Genomic DNA, 17,417 nt, shown 5'->3' with positions numbered 1-17,417 from the left:
AATTTCCCAATTTATCAATCAGTTCCATGTTGAGAGTTTTCCCGCACCATCGGCAAATTGATGTACAAATTCATCCTTCCAGAAGTCAATCAGAAATTAAACGAGATTTATATAATTCCATATCTCCTGGTATGTCCTACGATGAAGTTCGTAATATTATTGGCTGGGATGGAATTTTAATCTACGAACATGAAGTTAATTATTCTGATACAAAAATCCATGAAAAAATTTATCAGTGGAGTCATCAAGATATTTCTGCTGGTGAACATAGCCTATCGAATGCAGGTGAAATTAATCCCTATTGGAGTGTAACCCTGCAATTTCAAAATGATATTTTGATTAATAAATCATCACTGAATCTAGCACCTTAGAGAAACGCGAAATGTCGCTTTTGTCTGGAAATTGGGAGTAATCTAGAACAAAAAAAGACCACAGTAATCCCAAATCCATAGACGCGTTGGCGAAAGCCATGCCTTTAGGTTAGCGGATTGACCGAAGGGTAATCTAAACTCCAAAATCCGCTCCTAACCACCCAACAAATAAATTACTTTGATTCTGATAGTTGTGTTTGCACCACTAACTGGAAACATGGTTTCCTGAAACTTAGGAGAACCAATTCGCAAGGGTGGATTTTGGGAAAAACCAAAGCCCTCCGTGGGAATACCGAGGATATTGCAATTTAACTTACCATCACCATTTTCATCATGGATGAGCGCGATCGCATAATCACCTGGTTGTAATCTATCAAACTTAATAATCAGGGGTATATCAGTTATTTCCACTATTTTCACCTGGACAGCATTTTTGGCATTGTGGGGAAATCCCTTACCATCGGCAAACAAGCTGACGTATACTTTCCCTAAATAATTACGGAGGTTGTCTATTTCAACCGTTAGGGTACTAGTGGTATCGATACAGTTGCTAGATGGTAGACTGGAGCGCTCTTGCATGGTTGTTTGTTAATTGACAATAAACCCAAAAATAATCAAGGGAAAAATTCAGTATAAATCTGTTAATTTTTCTTTACATAATACTTTAACCCATTTTCTCACCGATTTTGGTGCAAATTGGGATTTAGGACTGCATCCAAATGTGTGCAAACAAGCTAGAAGCCGATTCTACAAACATGTCCTGTTCGAGGGTTTTCATAGACACCCCCTAATTTCTATCTCCTGAAGACCGTATCCTGTCTTCTGCATTCTGCTATAAAATTTAAATCTGCAATCCCAGAAAAAAATCCTTTATGCCTGCATTTTTATTAGAAGTTGGTACAGAAGAACTCCCCGCCAGTTTTGTGAGTAGTGCGATACAACAGTGGCGCGATCGCATTCCCCAAAGTCTTGACGAATATGGTTTAGAGCGGGATGATATTAAAATCTATGGGACTCCGCGACGGTTAGCGGTTTTGATTACAGGTTTACCTAATCAACAGAGCGATCGCACGGAGGAAGTGAAAGGACCACCAGCCCAAGCAGCATTTAAGGATGGTAATCCTACCCCCGCAGCCTTGGGATTTGCCAAAAAACAAGGTGTGGATGTTGCAGCCTTGGAAATACGTCCGACGGATAAGGGAGATTTTGTCTTTATCAACAAACTGATTCCCGGTCGTCCCATTAGCGAGATTCTGAGCGAATTAGTTCCCCAGTGGATATTCAACTTGGAAGGTAAGCGGTTAATGCGTTGGGGTGATGGTGACTTGCGTTTTTCCCGTCCGATTCGTTGGTTAGTCACTCTGTTGGATGATGCGGTTTTACCGATGAAAATTGAAAATGGTCGGGATGTGGTGACAAGCGATCGCCTTTCCCGTGGACATCGGGTTTTGCATCCGGCTGATATTAGTATTCCTAACGCCCAAGCCTACGTAGAAAGTTTACGTAGCGGTTATATCATGGTGGATGGGGCAGAAAGGGCACAAGTAATTACGGAACAAACAACAGCGGCAGCCGCCAGGATTGGTGGACGTGCGGAAATATACCCAGATTTATTAGGAGAAGTTGTCAATTTGGTGGAATGGCCCAATGCGGTAGTTGGTAAATTTGAACCAGAATACCTCGAATTACCCACCGAAGTGATTACCACCGTCATGGTGACACACCAGCGTTACTTCCCAGTATTTAAACAAGACCAAGAACTATTACCCAATTTTATTACCATATCCAACGGCGACCCCAGCAAAGCCGACATTATTGCCGATGGTAACGCTAGGGTAATTCGGGCTAGGCTAGCTGATGGTCAATATTTTTACGACAAAGACCTGGAAAAACCCTTAGAGAATCTCTTGCCGAAACTAGAAACAGTTACATTTCAAGAAGATTTAGGTTCCCTCCGCGCCAAGGTAGACCGGATTTGTCACATTGCGAGCCTAATTAGTCAACAGTTGCAGTTAGGTGAGCCAGAAACTAATTATACCCAACGGGCAGCCCTATTATGTAAAGCCGACCTAGTTAGCCAAATGGTATATGAATTCCCCGAGCTGCAAGGGGTAATGGGGGAAAAATATGCCCGCAAGGGTAACGAACCAGAACCAGTAGCCACAGCCATCTTTGAACATTACCTACCTCGACATGCAGGAGATATCCTCCCCCAAACCAGAGTTGGTCAAATTGTGGCGATCGCGGATAAGCTAGACACATTAGTCAGTATTTTTGGCTTAGGGATGATACCCTCCGGTTCCTCCGACCCCTTTGCCCTCCGGCGTGCAGCTAACGCTATTATTAACATTACCTGGGCTGGAAATTTACCCCTTAACCTTCTCCAACTCATTCATGATAGTGCCACCGCCTTCGCCCAAACCTACCACAAAAATGCTGAGGAATTAATCACCTTACTTCAAGACTTCTTCTGTCAAAGACTCCGCACCCTCCTCCAAGAGGAAAACCACATCGACTACGATTTAGTCAACGCCGTTATCGGGGACAATGATACAGAATATACCCAACGTGCCCTCAGTGATGTCCTTGATGTCCGTCAACGAGCCACCTACCTGCAACAAATCCGGGAAAACGGAACCCTAGGGCAAATTTACGAACCCATAAACCGTTCCACCCGTCTTGCAACCCAAGGCGACCTCGATACCCAAACCCTAGACCCCCAGAACTTAATTCAACCCCCATTATTCCAAAAAACATCCGAGGAAAAATTATATACAGCCCTCGTGAACCTCCTACCCCAAACCCAAACTTGTCGCGAGTCACGCAATTACCAACAGCTAGTTACAGCCTTCCTGGAAATTCAACCGACTGTCAGTAACTTTTTTGACGGGGAAGAAAGCGTTTTAGTTATGGACGAAAATCCAGATATTCGGCGCAATCGCTTGAATTTACTTGGATTATTACGTAATCATGCCCGTGTTTTAGCTGACTTTGGTTGTATTGTGAAGAATCAGTAATTTCCCTTCGCAACTTCCCGCTCACCTTGCGGGAAGCGAAAAGTAAAATCAGATTAGGTTATATCGTTTACGCTAATGCTTACTACATATCAGGGGCTGTAACCGTTGATTATTCTAGTTTCATTTATTGCAAAGTACAAGAGAATCGATATTACTCCCCAAAAACCCATATTTTGTGGTAGTCATCTGTTTGTAATTGTGAGGTGATAAAAATCTTCTTCAGAATTGATATATAGCGATTCCCGGTCTAGTAAGGTACGTTTTTTTAAGTCTGCTTGTATTGTTGGATAAAAACCAGAGAAATTTAGGTATACCTCAGTTGCTTGGGAAAAGTTATAAACCAAATTACGTTAATCCAAAATCCAAAATCCAAAATCCAAAATCCCCAATCACCCTAATCCGAGCTTACCAGCCAATCCAGGTGTTAAAGGCAGGAGAGTCGCAATCATTAAAAACAACGCCAATAAACCCAATGCAGCACGAGCATCATCCGGTTCAGTTAATTCATTCAGACTAGGACGTTCCACATTGCGCTGGAGGAACAAAATCACAATTACCCAATACAACGCCAAAGGATTTCCTAAACCCACCAGACCCAGGACAGCTACAGTGGCAAAAGTCGTTCGTCCCAGGGTTTTACGTCCGTAGATCGCTTGGACAATTCTACCACCATCCAACTGACCAGCCGGAACCAGATTCAAAGCAGTAATTACTAATCCAATCCAACCGACAATTACCAATGGATGAATAGGGACTAATTCCGATTGGAGAGTTGCACCAAGAATCACCTTGGCAATAGTACCCACTAACACCGAACCTTGGAAAAACTCCCTAGGTAACTGGAACGGTTGATCACCTCCCGATAAAAGTAAACCAGCAATTAACATCATCAGAGAGACAATTCCGCCAAAAGCAGGACCTGCGATCGCAATATCAAACAATGCTTGACGATGAGGTAAAAGGGATTCAAACCGGGTAATAGCACCAAAGGAACCGATTTGGACTGCTGGTAAGAAAAATGGCCAACTTAACCGCACTTGGTAACGACGTGCTGCGAACCAGTGACCGAGTTCATGGGCTATCAAACTGGCAAAAATACCTAATCCAATTGGTAAAACTTCCAAATATCGAGCAGGATTAGCAAAAAAATCAAATCCCTGTAAAATCCCCGCAGCTTCTAAACTGGTTCCCAATGTAGCCATCAACAAAAACCCAGCAAAAACTTTTTGAGCAGTTGTTGATGGACGGGGGTCATTGCGAGTTGGTAAAATGACAACAACCGGCTTACCATCATTATTTTCAATTAAAAACAATCGATACTTCCCAGGTAGCCTTTCTTCTAAACTCGCAGTTAACTGGGAGTAAGTAGTTTCCACATCCCCCCGTAAATTACCATTAAAAATAACACCTTCCTGGTAGGGAATTGTTTGGGTGGCAAAAAAAGTATCAATCCCAAAAATGCCACGAATTACCTCAATATCCTGATTGGGAATCGGCAATATTTGCAACTGGGCAACAGCAGCATCCTCACCCGACTGATTATTAGCTTTATCCTCTGAATTCTCAGCCTCCTGAGCATTTGCAGCCATCCTTGCAGCAGCTTTTTGCCGTAAAATCACATCCTGTCCCGCAGCACGTAATTGGCGGCCAATTGCCACATATATAACCACAGACACCACCAACAGAGCCAGCACACCAACGATATTCAGATAAATTCCTGCGGCAAATAAGCCAAAAAATACCAGCCAAGGAGTCATTAATACTACCGACTGCAACCAAGCTAAAATACCTAATTTTCCAAAAGGCTTGGCACGGACAAAGCCCCAACCCAATATACCGAAAGCGACAATTACAACAGCCGCGACTACAGGAGTTTCTGAAGCTGTAAACATTGACTAAAACCTTTATAATATTTCTGCGCGTTAGCCCACTTTATTAAGATATTAAATGAATTTTCCATGCTAGTGGTCTATCCCATTAAATATGAGGGGTGGGTATCTACTCCCGACCCCCCTGGAGACGACCCGGTGGGTCGTCTCTACTCCCGACTCCCTATTTTCCAGTGAGTCTCCCACATCATCTTGGACACAACCAAACAAAAAAATAGTGGGACTTAGACAAAAAGTAGCTATAAAAATACTCAAATGTATATACAGAAAGGCTTTGACATTGTTTTGACTAGTCTCTTCCCATATCAGAGTTTCAAGCATTTTTGAGCCTGTAATGTATTTCCCTTTTTCTGTATAGGTTTGAGGCTTATTTCTACCTCAAAAATGTTTAAGTCCCGATAGTTCATTACTACTCCCGACTCCCCTGGAGACGATCCACCGGGTCGTCTCCACTCCCGACTCCCTATTTTTCCGCGAGTGATTGTCGATCCTGCATTCTTTGAGTTGGGGAAGCTAAACTAGATAGGAAAGGATATATTTATGAAATTGCCGCGCAAATGCACACAAGTTGAGTGATTTTTCGACTGGGTGCAGTTTTTGGCAACAAACCAAGGGTAATTGTTATGGGAAGTGTGGACAACAAAACTGCGATGAAATCAAATCCAGGGAAACGCTTTGCGTTAGCAAGCGCGTTTGCGGTAAGTTTATTGGTATTGCCAGGAACATTTGGCGGACAATCGGCGGTTGCTCAAAACCAGAGGAATGGTCAGGAATTTACCTACGGGGATTTGATTAGAAGTATTGAAGCAGGTAAGGTTAGAGAAGTTAAATTTGATGAGTCCGAACAAACTGCGCGGGTTTATTTGGAAGGAGATAAAGAAAATACCCCCCCACGGGAAGTCCGATTATTAAATCGGAATCCAGAATTAATTCGTAAGTTGCGGGAAAATCGGGTGGAGACTTCCCAGGTTTCATCGGCAAATGGTCGAGCTGCCATCAGCCTGTTAATTAATTTAATGTGGATTTTGCCCTTACTGGCGTTGATGATTTTAGTTGTCCGCCGTTCTAGTAATGCTTCCAGTCAAGCGATGAATTTTGGCAAGACCAGAGCACGCTTCCAAATGGAAGCGAAAACAGGTATTGTTTTTGACGATGTGGCTGGAATTGAAGAAGCGAAGGAAGAATTGCAGGAAGTTGTCACTTTCCTCAAACAACCAGAAAAATTTACCGCCGTTGGTGCTAGGATTCCCAAGGGTGTATTGTTAGTTGGTCCCCCCGGTACCGGTAAAACCATGCTGGCAAAAGCGATCGCAGGAGAAGCTGGTGTTCCCTTTTTCAGTATTTCCGGTTCGGAATTCGTGGAAATGTTCGTTGGTGTCGGTGCTTCCCGTGTCCGCGATTTATTTAAAAAAGCAAAAGATAATGCTCCTTGTCTGATTTTTATTGACGAAATCGACGCAGTTGGTCGGCAACGGGGTGCAGGTATTGGAGGAGGAAACGACGAACGGGAACAAACCCTCAACCAATTACTGACGGAAATGGATGGGTTTGAAGGTAATACGGGAATTATCATTATTGCTGCGACGAACCGTCCTGATGTCTTAGATGCGGCTTTGCTACGTCCCGGACGATTTGACCGACAGGTGATTGTGGATGCTCCTGACCGCAAAGGACGCTTGGCTATTTTAAAAGTCCATGCTCGGAATAAAAAACTTGACCCAGCTGTTTCCCTGGAGGTCGTTGCAAGACGCACACCGGGATTTACTGGAGCGGATTTGGCAAACCTACTCAACGAAGCAGCCATTTTAACCGCACGACGACGTAAGGACATGATTACCCAGGTGGAAATCGATGACGCAATTGACCGTCTAACCATTGGATTGATGATGAATCCCCTGTTAGATAGTAAGAAAAAACGCATCATCGCCTACCATGAAATCGGTCACGCCTTACTTGCAACCCTTTTACCCCATTCTGACCCCCTCAACAAAGTCACAATTATTCCCCGTTCTGGAGGAGTTGGCGGCTTTTCCCAACAAATCTTCAACGAAGAAATTATTGACAGTGGATTGTATACCCTTGCTTGGATGAAGGACCATATCACCATGACCTTGGGTGGTAAAGCCTGCGAAGTGGAAGTATTTGGCGAAGCGGAAGTGACTGGTGGTGCAAGTGGAGACCTGAAGGCGGTTACAAATTTAGCTCGAAAAATGGCCACGATGTACGGGATGACCGATTTGGGTTTAGTGGCTTTAGAAAGCCAAAATCAAGACGTTTTCCTCGGTCGTGACTGGGTGACACGTAATGAATATTCAGAGGAAATGGCGGTGAAAATTGACCGTAAAGTCCGGGAAATCTCCCAGGAATGTTATACCGAAGCTCGGCGAATTATTCGCGAAAATCGAGCTTTAGTTGACCGCTTGGTGGATTTATTGATTGAACAGGAAACAATTGAAGGGGAACAATTTAGACAGATTGTGGCTGAATATACGACGATACCTGAGAAGATTTACGTAAATCCTCAAGACCAGAAACGGAGCTTCGCCGAGCCTGTTGCCCAAGAATAGGGGAAAAAAGGACGGGAATGATGTGATTAATAATACGTTTGGAGGGTGAATATTGGTATATCCGCAGGCGAATCTGGCGTTGCAGAATATCAGTATGAATTGAAAATTTGGCGTTGTGCAGAGACGTAGCCATGCTACGTCTCTACATCATGTTTACGATAATTTTGGTTTTAAGACAAAATGTAAATAATTATAATCATGCCGAAATTTAGCAACCCTGGTAATCCAAAATCTAAAATCTAAAATCCAAAATGGTCTAAGATTAATTGCAAACCATCCAATGATGAGAACGCCATGAAATTAAGCCTGTGCATGATTGTCAAAAACGAAGAAACAGCCCTACCTGGGTGTTTGCAGAGTGTGGTCGATACGGTGGATGAAATAGTAATTCTGGATACTGGTTCTACTGATAAAACGGTGGAAATCGCCAACCAATTCGGTGCACAGGTGTATCATTTCCCCTGGTGTGATGATTTTAGCGCAGCTCGCAATCAGGCTTTAGAATACGTTTCTGGGGATTGGGTGTTGGTTTTGGATGCGGATGAAACTTTAGTTCCAAGGATGGGTGAAAAGATTCGCGAAGCGATCGCTGTTAATCAGGATTATGTTTTGATTAATTTGCTCCGACGGGAAGTGGGTGCGCGACAATCTCCCTATTCGATGGTATCTCGGTTATTTCGTCGCCATCCCCAAATCCGTTTTTCCCGTCCCTACCATGCCATTATTGATGATAGTGTGATTGCGCTTTTGCAGAGGGAACCGGATTGGCAAATTGGCCATTTGACTGATGTGGCGATTTTACATAGTGGCTATACACCAAGTGCGATCGCCAGTCAAAATAAGTTTGCCACAGCCCAGGCAATCATGGAAAAATTCTTAGCGGAGCATCCAAATGACTCCTATACTTGTAGTAAGTTGGGGGCTTTGTATGTGGAATTGGGTAAGTGTGCTGAAGGGATAGATTTATTAAAGCGGGGAATTGCTTCTAAGCAGGCGAATACGGATGTGATGTATGAGCTACACTACCATTTGGGTATTGCCTATACACGGGTGCAGGATTATGCCCAGGCGATTTCCCATTATCAAGCAGCCACCAAGTTATTAGTATACCCAATGTTGAAATTGGCTGCCTATAATAATTTGGGTAATCTCTACAAGGAAACGGGAAATTTAACCGCAGCCAAAAGTGCCTATGAAATGGCAATTAAAATCGATCCCTACTTTGCTACTGGTAATTACAATCTAGGGATGGTTCTCAAGGAAATGAAATTGTATACGGACGCAATTAAAGCCTATCAACGGGCTTTGCAGGTTAATCCCTATTTTGCCGATGCTTACCAGAATTTGGGTGTCACCTGGTTAAAAGTTGGTAACGTGGAGGCCAGTATGATTGCCTTTCAAAAAGCGATCGCTCTACACGAAAAAAGTAACCCCCTGGAAGCTGTTCGTCTCCGTCAAGGACTGCAAGAAATGGGATTTAGTTTGACAAAATTTAAATCAGTAGGTGGGTTGTGAAAATTGTTTTTTGGTTTAGGTAGTAGGGTGTAGGAAAAACCACTTTTGTTGATTATTGAAGGTTACTGGGGAAACGAAGGGTCGATTCATTGAAGATTATGGATGAGATTCCCAATAGTACCTAAAGCACCAATAAATAAAACTCGCGATCGCTAACAAAGTCGCAATGATTTTTGTTAGTGAAGAAAAATTAAGCAGCTTTGACTTGACGCAACTAAGCCACAACTTTACACTATGCTATTTGGGATTTGTCAAGATGTCAATATCAGTCTTGAAAGTACTATAATCACGTGAATAAATTGAGAATAGAGTCATTAATATTGAGAATAGGCATCATTTTTTTGTCAATAAGCGTAAGGGACTGAGGAAATGACAAATTTTGCCTTTTTACAGATTTAAATAACTAATCAATTCCACGAATCAAGGGCTTACCGTAATTCGTAATTATGAACTACGAATTACGGAAGAAGTTTTTTGGCAGAATACCCGTCTTACACTAAACACCGATAAAAGCTGAACTTTTTACCAACGAGTTGATGTGGATTCTCTATTAACTTTTAGATTTTGACTTTTGAACCAATCTACTGAAAATCTAAAATTCCCTGCTGGGGATCGAGGGTGACGGTGATACCGACAGGTAAAGCAGCATTGCAACCGTCGTGACCGAAATCCAGATGGGAAACCACAGGTATATGCAAATCACCCAGGCGATCGCGTAATACTTCTTCGACTCGAAAACTGGGAATATGGGCTGGTGGTTGACATTGACTGAATCTACCGATGGCAATCCCTTTGATTTGCTTAAATATACCACTCATGCGCCACTGGGTTAACATACGGTCAATGCGGTAGGGTGCTTCTCCCACATCTTCAATGGCTAATATGGCTCCTTCAAAATTAGGCTGGAAGGGAGTTCCCAGGAGATGGGTTGCGACCGTTAAATTTGCGGGAATCAGGGTTCCGGTGACGATTTCTCCCCCCCATCCAGTTCCTTGGAGAGCAGATATACCTCGTCCTTCCACCCAATCAAATAGACGCTTTTGACTCCATTCCGGTTCTGCGGCTAAGGTGGTTAGTACGGGTGCATGTAACCCGGAAATACCGGCTTTGTATAGACTCCACAGCAAAGCAGTAATATCGGAAAATCCAATTAACCATTTAGGTTGAACTTGGTGATTACCGGGATACTGGTCTTGAAAATTCCATTGTTCTAGTAATCTAGTGCTACCAAAGCCACCCCGGGCACACAATATACCTTTACATTCTGGATTATGCCAAGCTGCATCCAGATAATGACGACGTAATTCATCGGTTCCCGCTAAATAACCCCACTGAGCTTGAATATCGGGAATTACCTCTAAACGATAACCACGCGATCGCCAAATTTGTAAACCGCGTTGAAACCATTCGGTTTCTCGCAGTGTACCACTGGGAGCAATCACATGTAATAAATCTCCAGGTTGTAAGGGTGGGGGAATTTGAATTTTGTTGGTAGGGGATATTTGGGTTTGCATCTTTTCCAGAAACTGCGCGGAGCGCATCTAAAAGGTGATTTGGGATTATGGGTTGAAAGTTTCAGGTTTTCCAGGGAGAAATAGCACGACTATATCTCCACCAGGATGGTGATATCACAAAAATCGTTTTTATGCATTGAATCAGCAATACCAAATCATGAATTTACACTTTCTTGGATTTCTCGCAAACCCCTAAAATTTACAGGAAGTGGGGAAATGCTTACTGTGATAGGAATGAGAAATGCAGGTAAGCTATCCGTAAAGATGAGCGATCGCTAATTTCCTAATATCTCGTAAAGTCAGGTCGGTGTAATCTGCAAGCAATACTTTCATGCTTCGAGATTTGCTCAACGGGAGTTAGAACAAATGTTGGGAATTACATTACAAGAAACGCGAGTTTAGCGTGAGATTTTTGCCGAAGGGGAAAAATCGCTTGTTTTACGTTTATTAACGTGAGTTCGATGAGTTATAAAGCCTGAAACTCTTGTCCAGTATCATTCATAGGAAATAGAAGTTTTTAAAAACCTCCTAGTATGCTGAGAATAAAATCATTAAACCTGGAATTAGTCAGTTATTGACTTTGTTCTCAACTAATGGATGAGGTTACTTTAAACCTTAACTTGCGAAATCATTGATTCACAGGGATTGTAGCGTTTACAATCCGTCGAATTCACGTTTATTAACTCGAAGAGTTGGAGAATCGCCTCAGCAGGTGTGTCAACAAGTTGAGTCTCTCTCTTGGGAACAATTGGAAAGTTTGGGTGAGGCTTTGCTTGATTTTACAAGTATGGCTGATTTAAATGCCTGGTTATCAGGGTTGGGGGATAATTCTTGATAAGTGTGTGTGTAGAGTTTAAGTGGGTGGGTGGTGAAAAGAGTAATTTATAAGTCTTGAGTGACGGATTAATTTTCCTTCTCTCCCTAATCCCTACTCCCTGTAAGTTTGAGGAATTTGCTCCAAATGCAGGAATAGTAGTTTTTCCAACAATGGAAGATTGCATCTAACCTCATGGTAATTATACTGAGCCAACTCTCGGAACCTAGTTCTTAAAATATGGGGAAGTAACATCAATTATCATAATTCCTCACCATGTCAGTCGCATCTTCACACACTAATCAAATTAGCGCTGGGGTCGAAAGTATTTTACAGCTTGTCCAGCAGGAACCATCTCTACGGAAACTGGATACTAGTGCAGTTAAAACCTCTCTATCTAAAGCTATTTCTCCCAAGTTTGAAATTGTCTTTGCTGGTGCATTTAGCGCTGGTAAATCCATGTTAATTAATGCCTTGTTGGAACGGGAATTATTATATAGTGCGGAAGGTCATGCGACGGGGACGGAATGTAAAATTGAATATGCAGAATTGGATAAAGAAAGGGTTGTTTTAACTTTTTTAAGCGAAGCGGAAGTCCGGGAGCAGGTGATGTTAATCTGTCAGGAATTAGGCTTGAAAAATATCACCAATATTAATATTAATCAAAGAGAGATTATTGATTCACTCCAGAAAGATTGTCAAGCCATCATTGAAAAGGAAGGGGGAGAAAGCAAATCTGAGCGTGCAAAACAAGCTAAAGCTTTAACTTTATTATTAGAAGGATACAAGGCTAATGGTCAACATATCCATACAACGGAAAATGCCATGTATTCAATGGAGCATTTTAATTTTACCAATTTAAAAGAAGCAGCCGGATACGCGCGACGAGGTAGTAATAGTGCGGTTCTAAAACGTATTGAATATTACTGCCATCATCCTTTACTCCAGGATGGTAACGTCATCATTGATACTCCTGGAATTGATGCACCCGTTACCAAGGATGCACAATTGACCTACACCAGGATTCAAAACCCGACCACCTCTGCGGTGGTGTGTGTGCTGAAAGCGGCTGCAACTGGGGAATTAACCAAAGAGGAAACGGAACTATTAGAAACAATTCGAGCTAACCCCGGAATTCGCGATCGCGTTTTTTATGTCTTTAATCGGATTGATGAGACTTGGTATAATTCCCAACTACGTCAAAGGTTAGAAAATTTAATTACCTCCCAATTTCATGATTCTGACCGTGTTTATCAAACAAGTGGTTTATTGGGGTTTTATGGTAGTCAAGTTAAGCAAACGACGCTTCAAGATCGATTTGGTCTAGATTCTATCTTTCAAGCAAGTGTTAAGGGTTTAAATGGAAAGGAAGAAACTCCCCAATTTGTCTATGCATTTAATAATTATTGTGGGAACTCTGGTAAACTTTCCCAGACAAATTTTCGCATTTCTATCAATGGTTACGAAACTCCCAATGAAAATTATATCCGTATTCTCAGCGAACATGGAGAACCCCTAATCAGACAATTAATTCAAGATAGTGGTATTGAAGAATTTCGGACTGCAATTACACGTTATCTGACAGAAGAAAAACGTCCCCAGTTGTTTCAGAATTTAGCCGATGATTTAGCAGCCATTTGTATACAATTGAAAAACTGCTATTTAGAACAGCAAAGATATCTAGACAGTCAACCCCACGAAATTGAGGCGATGAAAAATCAGGAATTACAACACCTGAATTTGGAACTGCAACAAATTGGGCTGGATTTTTGTCAACACATAACCGAGGAAATTAATAATATTATTAATAACTTAGATGCAGACTTTGAGCGAGATTTTCATCAACTACAGGTACGGATGATTCGTCGTTTAGATGAACTACTTGACACATTTTCCGTCGCGGAAACATACCGTCAAGCGACTATTTCCCATCCTCGGAATGCGACAGCACCCCTACTCGCAATTTTAGTCGAAGCTTTTTACTATTTAGCAAACCAGTTAGAAGAGATTTTAACCGCATCCTCCCAGGAATTAATTCATAATTTATTTTCCCGTTTATACCACCTCATCCGTCATGCTGAATACTACCGTCAATTGTATAGATTATTAGGTGATGATATTGGGATTGAACAGGAACTCAAAAATATCGAGAATCTGATTATCAAAACAATTACTAATGCTGCAAGTGTAGAATGCGATCGCTTTGTCCGGGAAAGTCCCAGGTTTTACGATGAAGGTACATTTTCCATCTATCAATTTCGTCAAACCCTCCTCCAAACTTCCCAGGGATACGACAGTGAAAGTATGGTGGAAGCAGAACCCGCAATTCGTCAATTATTAAAGCTGGATTTTGAACCAAAAGTATCCGAAACTATCCGGAAGAATTTTCGCCAAACCATCAACCAAACCCTCAAAGTTCAACTATTGCCGATGGCAAAACAGCAAGCTGACGTGATTTTACAACAATATCCCCAAGCTCGCAACTATCTCGAACAAACCTTGGAAAAGGAAGCTATAGAGAAAATCCACAATAATCAAAATTTGGCTGATAATTTATCTCGAAAAATCAACACATATAATCAAGCTAGTCACAGTGTTAATGAATATTTACAGGTAATGGGTTTGACTAAGCCTTTATTACCAATTATCAATCATCAGTTTGATATCTATCATCAGGAAACTCCCGCAGATACCCCCAATATCTTTGATAATCAGGTGAACGATATTGACTATGAATCGCAGTTAGTTGAGGTTGAATAGTTGAAACTTGAAAATCTATACACATCCATGATTTTATGAGCTAAATGCAATAAGTTGAGTTTTTCAGGACTTACGCAATCACTACATGGTTACGTCATTACGTAAGTCCTGTTACCTAAAAAATACAGTTTTCAATTTTTAAATTATCAAATACTAATTTTTCCATCAAGACTATGGAAATATCCAAAAATATTAGAAATTTTAACTACGGAGACGTGATTTCAGTTAAGGATAAAATCTATAAAACAGGCAAAGTCATAGACAACATTATTCAATCATTCAAAAACAAACTCTATTCCAACTTGAATGAATACTTAGTCAATCAATTTGACATGAAAAATATCGCTAACTTACCAGAATTATTTGATAGCGGGATTGAATGTGAACTTTTGCAAACAGATGGTGGTGGTTGGCAAAAGGGAAAAATTAAGATTAATATCACCCTCGAATTCATCCCCGATCAACCCGATGTCACAGAAACAGCAGCAAACTCCCATCTATCTCCCCTAGATGACCTCCGCAATCTCACCAGTAAATAAACAGCAGTCAATCATCCATGACCAAACATCCACGTATTCCCATTCCCCATACGGTCAGACAATACGTTTTTGAACGGGATAATTATCAATGTCAAAGTTGCGGTCAACAAAGTCCCCAAACAAATTTAACCATCGATCACATTATTCCCCTATTCCAGGGTGGTACAAACGACATCAGCAACCTGCAAACCCTCTGTCTAACATGTAACGTCCGCAAAAAACATCACTTCGATCCACGGTTCCGTCGTCAATTTGGTTCGTAAATAGGGAATAGGGAGTAGGGAATAGGAAGTAGGAGGGATAGGAGATAAAACAAGATAGTACACAGAAACTAATAGCTATTCTCACAGAGATACAAATACTAAGCTTTGAGGTGGAGAGAACAAGGATAGGGGGGTAAGGAGTAACATTTTGTGAAAACCTCTGTTAGTATTTATCAGAACGTTGAGGTTAAATTGCTTATTGACTGAAAAATTGGTAACTTACCAAAAGAATGGAATACAGCAGCCCACGTCCTTCTAGGACGGCTTATCTTGATTTCTGATGTATTCATGCACGAATCTCTAACGGCGCACCCCAATGGACACAAATTTTCGGACTGGGACTCTATAAAGTTTCTTGGTGGGGTTTGTTGTATCCGGCTTGTCGGAAGGTGCGGCTAGAAACACCTTTGAGGGCGTTAACTGCTTGAGAAATAGGTGGATATTCAATGAGTGCGTGAACAATTTACAATACTTTTGCACGCCAAACATTAACTATGAAAGCCAGGTATCAATTCCGTTTCTACCCAACAGACCAACAGCAACAGCTTTTAGCCCAGTTGTTTGGCTGCGTGCGCGTAGTTTGGAATGATGCTTTGGCTATTTGCAAACAGTCCGAAAAGCTTCCTAGTAACAACGACTTGCAAAAGTTGGTAATTACGCAAGCTAAGAAAAAACCAGAGCGTTCATGGTTGTCTGATGTTTCTAATATCCCATTACAACAATCTGTTGCTGATTTGGGTGTTGCTTATAAAAACTTTTTCGACTCACTTAAAGGTAAACGAAAAGGTAAAAAAATAGGTACTCCAAGGTTTAAAAAGAAGACTGGCAAACAATCAGCCAGATTTAGAATCGGTGGATTCTCAATCAAAGGGGATGAAGTATACCTATCCAAAATTGGTAATATCAAACCTGTTTGGTCAAGACAGTTACCATCTGAGCCAAGCAGCGTCACAGTTATCAAAGACTGTGCTAACCGCTATTTTCTCAGCTTTGTTGTCGAAGTAGAACCGATTCAATCTCAAGCTAAAAACCAAAGCATTGGTATTGATTTGGGCATTAAAACTTTTGCAGTGATGAGTAATGGCGAGAAAGCAATAAGTCCTGATTACTCAAAAAAAGACCGCAAAATCCGTAAACTACAACGCAAGTTGGCAAGACAAAAGAAAGATTCTAAGCGTCGTGAAATTACTCGCTTGAGGATTGCTAGGCTGCACAACCAAATTGCAGACACCCGTAAAGACTTCCTCCACAAATTATCAACTAAAGTAGTTAGAGAGAATCAAACTATTGTTTTGGAAGATTTAAATGTGTCAGGGATGGTCAAAAATCGTAAACTGGCAAGGGTGATTAGCTTGCAGGGCTGGCGAGAATTTCGGGTATTTTGTGAGGCTAAATCCGAGAAGTTCAATCGGGATTTTAGGGTAATCAATAGATGGGAACCCACAAGCCAAACTTGTTCTTGCTGCGGGTATCGTTGGGGTAAGATTGATTTATCTGTTCGCTCAGTACCGTGTCTAAATTGCAACACTGAGCATGACAGAGACGAAAACGCAGCAAAAAATATCAACAAAGTCGGGATAGGGCATTGCCACGACTCTAAACGGACGTGGAGATGGAGTAAGACTACTTCGGTAGCATCCGTCGATGAAGCGTCAAAAATCACTCACTGCCCTTGAAGGGCAGTGAGTATGTCAACACCCCAATTTATAATGAAATTTGTTTTTGTCTTGAATAACCACAGGAAGAATTGAGGAAATATGAGTAAAGGACAGGGATTTGGCTTCGGTCTGGGTAAAATGAAAGAGTTAGCTGATGCTTTCAAAAAAGCCCAGCAGGTTCAAGAAGGTGCAAAGAAACTTCAAGAAGAATTGGAAGTGATGGAAATTGAAGGGGAAGCTGGTGGTGGTTTAGTAAAAGTCATCGTCAGTGGGAACCAGGAACCTCGAAGGGTAGAAATTTCGGCTAATGCGCTGAATGAGGGTGCAGAGGTACTTTCGGATTTGGTGACAGCAGCGATGAAAGATGCCTACAATAAGTCTACTACAACGATGCGGGAAAGGATGGAAGAATTAACCGCAGGTTTGGAATTACCCGGTTTCTAATTTACATCCCTTTTGTAAGGGTTTGGCGTTACTATGAGCGTAGCTTGGTGTAACGCCATGTTTGCT

The 17,417-nt window shown here is 41.7% G+C and carries 12 protein-coding genes and 2 pseudogenes; 10 read left to right on the top strand and 4 right to left on the bottom strand.

Features of this window, described 5'->3' with window-relative positions; all coding sequences use genetic code 11:
* The first annotated feature begins 26 nt into the window (after positions 1-26).
* Positions 27-371, top strand: coding sequence for a hypothetical protein (locus tag CDC37_RS17085; protein ID WP_231943095.1), 345 nt, complete (start codon positions 27-29; stop codon positions 369-371).
* A 153-nt stretch (positions 372-524) separates the two neighbouring features.
* On the opposite strand, the gene CDC37_RS17080 is transcribed toward CDC37_RS17085, so the two are convergent.
* Complete coding sequence (locus CDC37_RS17080) at positions 525-950, bottom strand: DUF2141 domain-containing protein (RefSeq protein ID WP_096623455.1); 426 nt, start codon at positions 948-950, stop codon at positions 525-527.
* Between the two features lie 293 nt (positions 951-1,243).
* Here CDC37_RS17080 and glyS point away from each other — a divergent pair, with 293 nt between their 5' ends.
* The gene (gene glyS / locus CDC37_RS17075) at positions 1,244-3,388 is read left to right on the top strand and encodes a glycine--tRNA ligase subunit beta (protein ID WP_096623453.1); all 2,145 of its coding nucleotides are present in this window, start codon (positions 1,244-1,246) and stop codon (positions 3,386-3,388) included.
* A 389-nt stretch (positions 3,389-3,777) separates the two neighbouring features.
* Here glyS and CDC37_RS17070 read toward each other — a convergent pair whose 3' ends face one another.
* Positions 3,778-5,280 carry a site-2 protease family protein gene (locus CDC37_RS17070; protein WP_096623451.1) on the bottom strand — a complete coding sequence of 501 codons (1,503 nt, stop codon included), beginning with the start codon at positions 5,278-5,280 and terminating at the stop codon, positions 3,778-3,780.
* A gap of 647 nt (positions 5,281-5,927) precedes the next feature.
* On the opposite strand from CDC37_RS17070, the gene ftsH reads away from it, so the two are divergent.
* Positions 5,928-7,844, top strand: a complete 1,917-nt coding sequence (ftsH, locus tag CDC37_RS17060; protein WP_096626337.1) for an ATP-dependent zinc metalloprotease FtsH — start codon at positions 5,928-5,930, stop codon at positions 7,842-7,844.
* Between the two features lie 294 nt (positions 7,845-8,138).
* Positions 8,139-9,359: a glycosyltransferase gene (locus CDC37_RS17055; RefSeq protein ID WP_172892792.1), complete on the top strand. Its 1,221-nt coding sequence runs from the start codon at positions 8,139-8,141 to the stop codon at positions 9,357-9,359.
* 581 nt (positions 9,360-9,940) lie between these two features.
* Here CDC37_RS17055 and CDC37_RS17050 read toward each other — a convergent pair.
* Positions 9,941-10,873 (bottom strand): S66 peptidase family protein, encoded by a 933-nt coding sequence (locus CDC37_RS17050; RefSeq protein WP_096626335.1) that lies wholly within the window; start codon positions 10,871-10,873, stop codon positions 9,941-9,943.
* 673 nt (positions 10,874-11,546) lie between these two features.
* Here CDC37_RS17050 and CDC37_RS17045 point away from each other — a divergent pair.
* The 4 genes and pseudogenes from CDC37_RS17045 to CDC37_RS17030 all read left to right on the top strand — a co-directional run.
* Positions 11,547-11,708: pseudogene (locus CDC37_RS17045) on the top strand (DUF4351 domain-containing protein); the annotation flags it as partial.
* Positions 11,709-11,963: 255 nt separating this feature from the next.
* On the top strand, positions 11,964-14,447 hold the full coding sequence (locus CDC37_RS17040) for a dynamin-like GTPase family protein (RefSeq protein ID WP_096623445.1): 2,484 nt from the start codon (positions 11,964-11,966) through the stop codon (positions 14,445-14,447).
* A gap of 173 nt (positions 14,448-14,620) precedes the next feature.
* Positions 14,621-14,986: a KGK domain-containing protein gene (locus tag CDC37_RS17035; RefSeq protein ID WP_096623443.1), complete on the top strand. Its 366-nt coding sequence runs from the start codon at positions 14,621-14,623 to the stop codon at positions 14,984-14,986.
* 17 nt (positions 14,987-15,003) lie between these two features.
* Positions 15,004-15,249 (top strand): HNH endonuclease, encoded by a 246-nt coding sequence (locus CDC37_RS17030; RefSeq protein WP_096623441.1) that lies wholly within the window; start codon positions 15,004-15,006, stop codon positions 15,247-15,249.
* A 255-nt stretch (positions 15,250-15,504) separates the two neighbouring features.
* On the opposite strand, the pseudogene CDC37_RS25285 reads toward CDC37_RS17030, so the two are convergent.
* Positions 15,505-15,709, bottom strand: a pseudogene (locus tag CDC37_RS25285) (transposase); the annotation flags it as partial.
* Between the two features lie 34 nt (positions 15,710-15,743).
* On the opposite strand from CDC37_RS25285, the gene CDC37_RS17020 reads away from it, so the two are divergent.
* Together CDC37_RS17020 and CDC37_RS17015 are read left to right on the top strand one after the other, a co-directional pair.
* Complete coding sequence (locus tag CDC37_RS17020) at positions 15,744-16,925, top strand: RNA-guided endonuclease InsQ/TnpB family protein (protein WP_096623439.1); 1,182 nt, start codon at positions 15,744-15,746, stop codon at positions 16,923-16,925.
* Positions 16,926-17,006: 81 nt separating this feature from the next.
* Entirely contained in the window at positions 17,007-17,351 is a 345-nt protein-coding gene (locus CDC37_RS17015; protein ID WP_096623437.1) for a YbaB/EbfC family nucleoid-associated protein, read from the top strand.
* The last annotated feature ends 66 nt before the right edge of the window (positions 17,352-17,417 follow it).

It is taken from the genome of Calothrix sp. NIES-3974, assembly GCF_002368395.1.
Classification (GTDB): domain Bacteria; phylum Cyanobacteriota; class Cyanobacteriia; order Cyanobacteriales; family Nostocaceae; genus NIES-3974.
This window is presented reverse-complemented; position numbering and strand designations above follow the sequence as displayed.

Bases quoted from the DNA above. Each gene is read 5' to 3' on its own strand.
- CDC37_RS17030 (WP_096623441.1), top strand. From the start codon at position 15,004: ATGACCAAACATCCACGTATTCCCATTCCCCATACGGTCAGACAATAC.
- glyS (WP_096623453.1), top strand. From the start codon at position 1,244: ATGCCTGCATTTTTATTAGAAGTTGGTACAGAAGAACTCCCCGCCAGT.
- CDC37_RS17035 (WP_096623443.1), top strand. From the start codon at position 14,621: ATGGAAATATCCAAAAATATTAGAAATTTTAACTACGGAGACGTGATT.
- CDC37_RS17020 (WP_096623439.1), top strand. From the start codon at position 15,744: ATGAAAGCCAGGTATCAATTCCGTTTCTACCCAACAGACCAACAGCAA.
- CDC37_RS17055 (WP_172892792.1), top strand. From the start codon at position 8,139: ATGAAATTAAGCCTGTGCATGATTGTCAAAAACGAAGAAACAGCCCTA.
- CDC37_RS17015 (WP_096623437.1), top strand. From the start codon at position 17,007: ATGAGTAAAGGACAGGGATTTGGCTTCGGTCTGGGTAAAATGAAAGAG.
- CDC37_RS17040 (WP_096623445.1), top strand. From the start codon at position 11,964: ATGTCAGTCGCATCTTCACACACTAATCAAATTAGCGCTGGGGTCGAA.
- CDC37_RS17080 (WP_096623455.1), bottom strand. From the start codon at position 950: ATGCAAGAGCGCTCCAGTCTACCATCTAGCAACTGTATCGATACCACT.
- CDC37_RS17070 (WP_096623451.1), bottom strand. From the start codon at position 5,280: ATGTTTACAGCTTCAGAAACTCCTGTAGTCGCGGCTGTTGTAATTGTC.
- CDC37_RS17050 (WP_096626335.1), bottom strand. From the start codon at position 10,873: ATGCAAACCCAAATATCCCCTACCAACAAAATTCAAATTCCCCCACCC.
- ftsH (WP_096626337.1), top strand. From the start codon at position 5,928: ATGAAATCAAATCCAGGGAAACGCTTTGCGTTAGCAAGCGCGTTTGCG.
- CDC37_RS17085 (WP_231943095.1), top strand. From the start codon at position 27: ATGTTGAGAGTTTTCCCGCACCATCGGCAAATTGATGTACAAATTCAT.